Annotated in this window: 10 protein-coding genes; 2 read left to right on the top strand and 8 right to left on the bottom strand. The window is 33.0% G+C overall.

The window, feature by feature from the left end:
* Positions 1–69: 69 nt before the first annotated feature.
* Positions 70–702 (bottom strand): hypothetical protein, encoded by a 633-nt coding sequence (locus P8M54_RS15185; protein ID WP_300288867.1) that lies wholly within the window; start codon positions 700–702, stop codon positions 70–72.
* Positions 703–707: 5 nt separating this feature from the next.
* Positions 708–1,202 carry a sigma-70 family RNA polymerase sigma factor gene (locus P8M54_RS15180; RefSeq protein ID WP_300288866.1) on the bottom strand — a complete coding sequence of 165 codons (495 nt, stop codon included), beginning with the start codon at positions 1,200–1,202 and terminating at the stop codon, positions 708–710.
* Positions 1,203–1,522: 320 nt separating this feature from the next.
* On the opposite strand from P8M54_RS15180, the gene P8M54_RS15175 reads away from it, so the two are divergent.
* Together P8M54_RS15175 and P8M54_RS15170 are read left to right on the top strand one after the other, a co-directional pair.
* On the top strand, positions 1,523–2,827 hold the full coding sequence (locus P8M54_RS15175; protein WP_300288868.1) for an NAD(P)/FAD-dependent oxidoreductase: 1,305 nt from the start codon (positions 1,523–1,525) through the stop codon (positions 2,825–2,827).
* A 22-nt stretch (positions 2,828–2,849) separates the two neighbouring features.
* On the top strand, positions 2,850–3,515 hold the full coding sequence (locus P8M54_RS15170; protein WP_300288865.1) for a hypothetical protein: 666 nt from the start codon (positions 2,850–2,852) through the stop codon (positions 3,513–3,515).
* Positions 3,516–3,610: 95 nt separating this feature from the next.
* Here the strand turns inward: P8M54_RS15170 and P8M54_RS15165 are convergent, their stop codons facing one another.
* From P8M54_RS15165 to P8M54_RS15140, 6 genes are all read right to left on the bottom strand, one after another.
* Positions 3,611–4,672 carry a DUF3810 domain-containing protein gene (locus tag P8M54_RS15165; protein ID WP_300288864.1) on the bottom strand — a complete coding sequence of 354 codons (1,062 nt, stop codon included), beginning with the start codon at positions 4,670–4,672 and terminating at the stop codon, positions 3,611–3,613.
* Positions 4,673–4,755: 83 nt separating this feature from the next.
* Positions 4,756–5,292, bottom strand: coding sequence for a YfiT family bacillithiol transferase (locus tag P8M54_RS15160; protein ID WP_300288863.1), 537 nt, complete (start codon positions 5,290–5,292; stop codon positions 4,756–4,758).
* A gap of 74 nt (positions 5,293–5,366) precedes the next feature.
* Positions 5,367–5,984 carry a hypothetical protein gene (locus P8M54_RS15155; protein ID WP_300288861.1) on the bottom strand — a complete coding sequence of 206 codons (618 nt, stop codon included), beginning with the start codon at positions 5,982–5,984 and terminating at the stop codon, positions 5,367–5,369.
* Between the two features lie 171 nt (positions 5,985–6,155).
* Complete coding sequence (locus P8M54_RS15150; RefSeq protein ID WP_300288860.1) at positions 6,156–6,761, bottom strand: peptidylprolyl isomerase; 606 nt, start codon at positions 6,759–6,761, stop codon at positions 6,156–6,158.
* A gap of 97 nt (positions 6,762–6,858) precedes the next feature.
* On the bottom strand, positions 6,859–7,779 hold the full coding sequence (locus P8M54_RS15145; protein ID WP_300288859.1) for a DUF4240 domain-containing protein: 921 nt from the start codon (positions 7,777–7,779) through the stop codon (positions 6,859–6,861).
* 62 nt (positions 7,780–7,841) lie between these two features.
* A complete protein-coding gene (locus P8M54_RS15140; protein WP_300288858.1) occupies positions 7,842–8,486 on the bottom strand; it encodes a hypothetical protein in 645 nt (214 codons plus the stop codon).
* Between the last annotated feature and the right edge of the window lie 294 nt (positions 8,487–8,780).

Raw genomic sequence — 8,780 nt, 5'->3', positions numbered from 1 at the left:
AGTAAATCAAAAAGCCCGATAACTATGCAAAGTTATCGGGCTTTTTTAAACACAAATTGAAGCGAACTACTACAAGTCTATCTTCTTCAATTCTTTATAATTGGCTAGTAATTTTCGTAACAGTCTTCCGTAAAGGAGTCTGTAAAACAGCCAAAATGCTCCAAATATAAACAAGGTAACTAAGGACAATATACATATTGTAATCGCCATTGCGCTTGTGTTACTGCTCACTTTTTCTTTTAGTGAATCAATTTCAGGACTAAAGCTAAAAGCAATAATAAAACCAACAACCATGCTGTACGCAATCATGATTAGATTGTAGTACACATAGTATTGAACTGTTTTTCTTGTCCTTAAAATATCTTTCATCAGTTGCTTAGTCGAAGCAATAGTAGATATTTTTACATAATTGCGGTAAAATAAATAAATAAATACTAGTGTTATCCCATAGCCAGCAATGTTCATAATTTGAAAAACAGTATTCAACCCTGATTTACTTATTTTCTCTAAATAGTCATCGCTGTTGAATACCAAACCAATCGTACTCCAAACTAAAATCTCTAATATACTGATAATCAAAATCCACTTCACAATCGAAGACGATTTTTTGTGAATCATTTTATATAGTTCTATCTCTGATATCTGTTCAAAGGAAGCCGTACTCTTCTTCCAGTCTTTTTTTAATAAATCCAGCTCTTCCATATTCCTTAAGGATTTAGTATTTTTTTTAATTTCCCTTTAATTCTATTCATCTTCACCCTCGCATTAACTTCACTAATTCCTAGTGTTTCTGATATTTCATGATAATCCTTGTCTTCCAAGTACATAAAAACCAGCGCTTTCTCAATATCATTCAGCTGATAAACGGCTTTATACATTAATTTAATTTGTTCCTCTTCTTCATAATTGTAATCAACATCTTTAATAAAGTGTTGTCCGCCTTCGTATTCCACTGTTGCAATCGAGCGTTTGCTCTTTCGATATAGAGTAATGGCAGTGTTCAAGGCAACGCGATACGCCCAAGTCGAAAACTTGCTGTCACCTCTAAATTTCGGAAAGGCCTTCCATAACTGAATCGTGATTTCCTGAAACAAATCCTTGTGCGCATCCTCACCATCAGTATATAATCTACAAATCTTGTGGATAATATTCTGATTGTCCTTTAGTTGCTGTACAAACGATTGCTCTAAATTCTCACTCATATATACGTTAGTGTCGTGATAGTAGTTTTTGTTACAATGTAAGATATTTTTTTGGAGCACAGCATAGGTATTTCAATCACTATTGGTCCCGCTCTACATTGCAATCTCCCACTGGATTGCTTCGTTCCTCGCTAATCCATCGGGAGGATTTTCATTGCGATCGGGGCTAGAATAGAACGAGTTTTGTTCCTCACTAATGGGGAATGGACCATTTGTTTAAAATGGCGCTATTTAATCCCATTCATATTCCTATTTTTTCCTGTGTTAAAGTCGGTATAACTTGTATATTTGAGTTCGCAGAACGATCAATTGAAACTACTATGAATATTCCTCAGTCTAAAAATCCCCGAATCGTAATTATAGGTGGCGGTTTCGCCGGCATCGCTTTAGCGAAACAACTCAAAAATAAAAACGTACAAGTTGTATTGCTAGACCAGCATAATTACCATAATTTTCAGCCTTTATTGTATCAAGTGGCAACAGGCGGTTTAGAAGCGGGTTCAATCGCTTACCCTATTCGTAAGGTGATTCAGGAATACGATGATTTTTATTTTAGGTTAACCACTGTTCAAGAAATTGACACCGCTAACAAAAAAATCATTGCCGAAATTGGCGAACTCAATTATGATTATCTCGTCATTGCAACGGGTTCAAAAACTAATTTCTTTGGTAATAAGGAGATCATGCGCAATAGTATGTCTATGAAAACCATACCGCAAGCGCTTAATATTCGTAGTTTTATTTTAGAAAATTTTGAGCAAGCAGTGTTAACTACTGATAAAGTGGAGCAAAATAGCTTGATCAATTTTGTACTCGTAGGTGGCGGACCAACAGGTGTAGAACTGGCAGGTGCTTTGGCCGAAATGAAAAAAGCGATTCTTCAAAAAGATTATCCCGATCTCGATATATCGAAGATGCAAATTAATTTAATTCAAAGTGGTGATCGCATCCTCAACACCATGACTGAAAAATCATCAGCAGCAGCTGAACAATTTTTAGTAAATCTAGGAGTTAAAGTGTGGAAAAATGTACGGGTTACGAATTACAACGGGCGCACGATCACCACTAACTCTGATTTGGTTTTTGATACTGCAACCGTAATTTGGACCGCAGGAGTGCAAGGAGCCGTTGTTGCAGGTTTAAATGGGGATGCCTTAGTAGAACGTGTGGAGCGTATTCGGGTGAATGAATTTAGTCAAGTAAAAGGATATACTGATATTTTTGCAATTGGCGACATCGCTTCAATGGAAACTGCTGTTTTCCCACAAGGCCATCCTATGATGGCGCAACCGGCACTACAACAAGGAGCGTTATTAGGTAAAAACATTATTCGTTTAATCGCTGGTAAACAGCTAGAGCCGTTTACCTATAACGATAAAGGATCTATGGCAACCATTGGTCGTAATAAAGCAGTAGTCGACTTGCCTAACTATCATTTTAGTGGTGTTTTTGCGTGGTTTGTTTGGATGTTCGTCCACTTATTTTCGCTTATAGGATTCAAGAATAAAGCCGTAGTTTTTCTGAATTGGGTATACAACTACATTCGTTTTGACCGCGAAGGTCGATTAATTATCAGGCCTTTTAGAAAACGTAGTTTTACCACTTTTACGAGTGATGAAATTTAAGGGATAAACCTTTAAGTAGAAAATGACTAAAAAAATACAAACATATTCGGCTGAAGAAGTTCTTGAGATTTTCATAGAGCAACATAGACTTTGCAGTCCACTTGATCCAGAAGCAGACCGGTGGGCAGAAATAACAGCCGAAATGTCAATAAGAGAATGGAGATGGGCTAACGACTTATTAGAATGGAAAAATCTAAGTGAATTTCTTAATCAGGAATTCCGCATTAATATACCAGATAATAAATGGTTTGAAGCTTTAGAACCAGCTAAAGCTAAAAAGCTTAGTGGTGTTTGCACGCTAATTAGCAATTATGCTGTTAAAGATAGTTACGAAGCAAAAAAACTTTTTGGAACTCCGTGTATTAAAGCAGGCCTGTTTTTGACAATAAAAAGAAACTTAGAAAGAAAAGGTGTTGATGTTTCAGAACTAAAACCATCTTCAAATTTAGCAGAGTTCCTAAATAAATATTTTTCACCTGTCTTAGAGGAAATTACTTTGACGGGAGCGAAGGGAATAGAAATAAGCAAAACGAAAACAAAAAATGAAATAACAAATAAGGGATTTTGGAAATCATTTAAAATGGAACAACAAGAATTAGTCCTTACCGATCTGAAAACTTTTCGAGATCTTATGGAAAAAATAATTGAAAATACAAATCGAAACTTTGGATCAAAGCGGATTATATAGAAGGCTAGAAAAAAGCTTAGTTGAGATTTTAATTCCGTAGGAAAATCTAATTGTTAGATAAGGTAGGCCTGTATGCTAAATTGCGATTGTAAACGTTAAAGTTCCTCTGTTTTGTAATAATTCACCATTAAGTCAACAAATTTGCTATAGCTATTGATGCCGTCCTTTTGTTGGTTTATTTTCAAGAAATTATCGTAAAATACATGAAACCCTTTGTCGATAAAGCTTTCGTATTGCTTCCAAAAATCATCTGTTTCTTTATAGTTTTTTAGAATACCAGGATGAATTGTTTTAAGTAACTTGTTAAATACCATTTCATCTCTATCTTGCCAGTTGTACAAGCAATAGCGTAACGCAAAGCTATACCCCGAATATTTAAAATAAGGATCGTCATTTTTTATCGAAGCTAAAAAACCAATAAAATTGCATTCACTTTCACTTGCAAATCCTATTTGGTGTGCCATTTCGTGACAACTGGTGGTAGGCGAACTGTACAGTGGGAGTAAGGAATTGATTTGTGCCTCATTCGTAAACGGATTTAAATAACCTCCAAAACCCATGTAGGTGAGTGGTACACTAAATAAGGAGTTCTTAACACTTAAATCTTGGTACTCAAAGAAAGGATAGTGTTGCGCTAGATTTTTGTATCCATTTATATTTTTGGAAACTTGCTCCTCAGGCGTATAGGGAAATACAATAGCTGCGCTGTCATTTTTCACCAGTTGTTTATGAATAGAATTGGTTTTTAGAATCAGTTTTTGAGTGAAAGCGAGTAGATCAGCATCGCTATATTCTCTTTCGATGTTTAATTTCTCAAACAAAGGCTGGCGGTAATAATTGAGGGCCCAAAAAAAGTGGAAGAAAAAATAAAAAACGGAAACGAAACTAACTAACTGTAAATCATTATTTTTCCAATTAACTTTCCATGATTTTCGGGTAATCCAAAACCAGCGCAAGAGTAGTCCAATCAAAATAAAATACAAACAATCACCCACTGAAAACGGAATAGGTCCTAAAACCAGTCTTGATAATCGCGAAAGATACGGAAACAAGTCCGTGCTATAATAGCGCTCTACGGTCTCAGGAAAATGAGCGATTATCTGTAAGAAGATAATTTGAAGTACTAGAAAAAGCGGTAAGACATATTTTGATTTCACTTATCGATGATTAAAGTTGAAGGTTCTTGTCGAAAGCGGTAAAGATAATTTCTTTTGATTTGAATGGGAATTTAAAAAATAGTTTATTTCCACTGATGTCTTTCCATAGTCGTTGTTATATGTGCTAAATGATGATTAGAATGCCATGCATACATCGCTATGTATTCATCTATTCTAATTTTAGGAGCATGATCGGGATGAATAAATTGCAAATTATATTGTGCTTCTGTTAATCCTTTTAGTAGAATCGTCCAGCGCTCATGTATGCCTTCAATCATTTGTAAAGAAGGGGCAATGGGCATATGTATCGAGTCGGATAGGGTAGCCCAACTCGCTTCATCATAGGGTTTGATTGTGGGTTCGTTTTCTGTTAAAGTCAGTTTTAAACGGATGAAACTATTCATATGACTATCGGCGCAGTGATGTATGACTTGCCTTATTGTCCATCCATTGGGGCGATAAGGAGTGTCTAATTGCTCCTCAGTAAGATTGCGGACCGCAGTATTTAATCGCTCCGGTAAAGATGAAATGGCAGCAATCCATTGTTCTATTTGCTCTTTTGTTATATCGTTCGGCTTTTCATAACGACCGATGGGATATTGTAATTGTTCCGTTGTCATAAGTCCTTTGTTTAAAATAGTTTCACTTTCGTTTTGGAATGAGTGCTAATTTTGATTTATTTTTCATTTTAGTTTTAATATGTCGGACTTTCTTTTTTCATTGTTAAAACCATATATCGGGCAATCTTTGGATTGTCAAGAAATATATTCATGCCATTTGCAACTTTTGAAATAGTATTGAAAGGTTGATAAGCAGAGGCAAATGAACCTCGGATAAAATATACTTCTCCTTCTTTGGCATTAATTTCTACTTTTGTTTTATCACTATAAACCCAATTGTATTTATGAATTTCATTCGCTTTTACTTTATGCAAATAATAACTTTGGGTTTTAAGATTAACTAAATTTGATCCATTATATTCGACTTTACAATTAAGTGCAGAACCAGTATAAACATAAGGGCGATATAGATAAACGTGCGCATAGCCTTTTTCGGGTTGTTCAATTTTTATTCCTAAAGGGTTTTCGATAACACTTACATCAGTAATATTTAGATCGAGAAAATTATAAATATTTTTTTTTGAACTTGACTTTTTATCCTCTATGTGGTACTCAACTCTTTTTTCGCTTAATGCAATTATTTTACAAAAAACAGTGTCTTTTTCTTCAGAAACGAGATAATCCCGTTGGCTACTTTGTGCAAATGATAAAGTTGATAGTAATAGTAAAGTTGCGCAAATTGTTGGTTTCATATTATTTTTTCTTTTGTTCGATTTGATTTTTTATTGTTTTCAGATACTTTTCAGCTATTATTTTTTCAGATTTCTGCTTGTTTGACGTTCGTAACCGCTCAATTTTTGGATTACCGAAAACGTGATTCCAAATGCTAATTTCAATATGTTTTAGCTTTAGATAGTTCAGTACTAGCTGTTGCTCTTTAATTTCAATACCGTGAGTTCCCGTATTGGTTTGTCATTATCTGTTTTTAGAACAATGTAATACCATTTTTCATTGGCAACATCTACTTTAAATACTGCATTTTGTTTGTGGTTTTTTACTGCTGTTTCAAACTCGGGAACCATCATCCCCTCAGTAAACCAACCTAAATCGCCATTTTTATTACTGTCCATTGTATATTTATTCGCCAAACCAGAAAACGGAATACCATTGCTGTATTCCTTCAAGATTGTAGTTCTTAATTCTTCAATTTTTGCTAATGCTATTTTATTCGCGTCTAGAAAAATATAACTAACTCGAAAAGCCATTGTGTTTTTCTCGAAAAGTATTTTGTAAGTAAAATTTAAATCTGAAAATACTTCACCTGCTTTTGATTCAGCTACTTTATTCGCGAAAGCATCATTTTCAATTTCAGGGTGAATGCTTAATAGTTCAGCTTCTAGAAGTGGATTTTCTATTGCTAAGTTTTGAGCCTCTTCAATCGTGTTTACTCTTAATAACTGCTTTTTAATCGATTGAGAAAAGGATTCGATTGAAACAAAAGCAAGTAGAAGTAGTAAGAGTGTTTTCATTTTAATGGTTTTAATTATGACTGTAAATTGATGAGGAAGGTAAATGTGAATTTACCACATATTTCGCAATTTTTGCAAATGCTGTTAGCAACAGTTATTATTTTGTTGTTCCGAATTTCTGCCATAATTTCGGATATTTATTTTCCAATTCAAGTTCATCTTCTTCCCATTCTTCTCCTGTAATTTCAAAATTTTCTGCAATTCCTTGAGGAATATCGTTACCAGTTTTTTTTCTATAAACTTCAGTTGCGACATAACTTAATCCTTCCCAATCTCCATCATTTGTTTCTTCAATTTTGGTAAGATTTTCAATATTATTTTGCGCATTTTGAAATGTTGATTTTCCTTGACCAATCAACCAACCTCTAAAATCAGCGAAACTGTCGTCAGAACAACCTCCGTTAATAATATAAGCAGCAGCCCAAAAATCCCAATTATAAATTTCACCTCTCAATTTTCTAAACTTATTGTCAAATTCTAATACTTCGATTGCATTAAGTTTTTCAAGTTCTTTTTTTAATTCAGATTGTTGCTTTTCATAATCTCCCAAACTATTTGATTTTGATATTTCTATTATATTCCAAAATTTATCTTCGTCCATTATTTGTGTTGAATCCTGTATCAATTCATTAGAATCACAATTTTGATAACTAAAAAATTCTTTAAAACTTTTATCAATTGAAAAATGGTAAATAGAAATTGAATAGACAAAAATCATAACCAATAAAGGAACTTTGCTTATAAAAGGTGTATCTAAAGTCACTAATCCAAATATTGCTCCAACAAGAGCGAGAGAAAATAAAATTATTGAAATAATCTTTGCCCAATTTTTTCCTCTAAAAACCATTATTAAAAGTCCAACAGTTAGCAAAAATCTTATTAGTTGTTGAATTAACTTTTTAGTATCAATTTCAGGTCTTAAAGAATGATAAAAATAAATTGTATGAATTGAAACTAGTAAAATACTAATTGATATTAGGATTGTTTTTCTTCTTCCTGTTTGCGCTAATATGTTCATTTTTATTTGATATTTATGCGTTTTTGTATAATTATTGCCAAACGACGGTTAGCGGATAGGCGTTATTGTACTTTTATTCTAATAGAATCATAACTATTCGAATTTGAACCTATTAATCCATAAACAGTTTCTCCTTTTTTAATAGTTTTACCATTCAAATCAAATTGCATTAATTCATTTTTAAAATTTTTATTTGCTGAACTTGCTGCAATCATATTACCCCCAGCTAATCCTGGACCAACTATCAATCCAATTGGGAATGTGTTTGCTGGTTTAGTTTCAGTATAATATCCATTTGATGTAGTTGTAGTTCCTGAATAAAATTGAAGTGGAGACAAAAGTAAGTACCATAAATATGAAGCTGGACTTTGTTTAATAGTTTTAAATAATTTTTCAGTTTCAATTATGCTAACTTCATTTCCGTTTTCATAAGAAAGTTTAAAATCTCTTCCCAAAACTATTTCTTTTTCGGTATTATTTGTAATCTTAACAGCTATAAGCTTAATATTATTTTTAGTTTCTTTCTTTTTATATTTTTTTTCTAATAAATCGTATTTGTATTCTAACAAAATATTGCTTTCAATACTTTTTGAGGAGTAATTTATTGTTTCAGGATTTATTTTTCTATATCCCGATGCACAACTATTGAGAAGTACTGCAAAAACTAAAAGCGAACTAATTTTAATCATTTTAATCATTTTAATCATTTTGTATTTATTTTGAGGTTAATATTTATTCTAATTTTTTTCTCACGGTTTCCGCTATCTCATCAATAACATCAAATATACACCTCTTTCTCACAAATGTACCTTATGAACTCAGTTTTTTCTTCCTTTTTACTCGTAGTTGTAGGCAGTGGCTCGCGTATTCTATGATAATATGCAAGATAAATTTGTTCTTTTAACTGGCAAATTTATAGGTATCAACGAATGGTGTTTTTCGATTAACAACGCAGAAAACTCTGTCTATAATTTTACATCGTATGTTGTTTAAAATAAGCA

It is taken from the genome of Flavobacterium sp. (genome assembly GCF_029242675.1).
Taxonomy (GTDB): domain Bacteria; phylum Bacteroidota; class Bacteroidia; order Flavobacteriales; family Flavobacteriaceae; genus Flavobacterium.
This window is presented reverse-complemented; position numbering and strand designations above follow the sequence as displayed.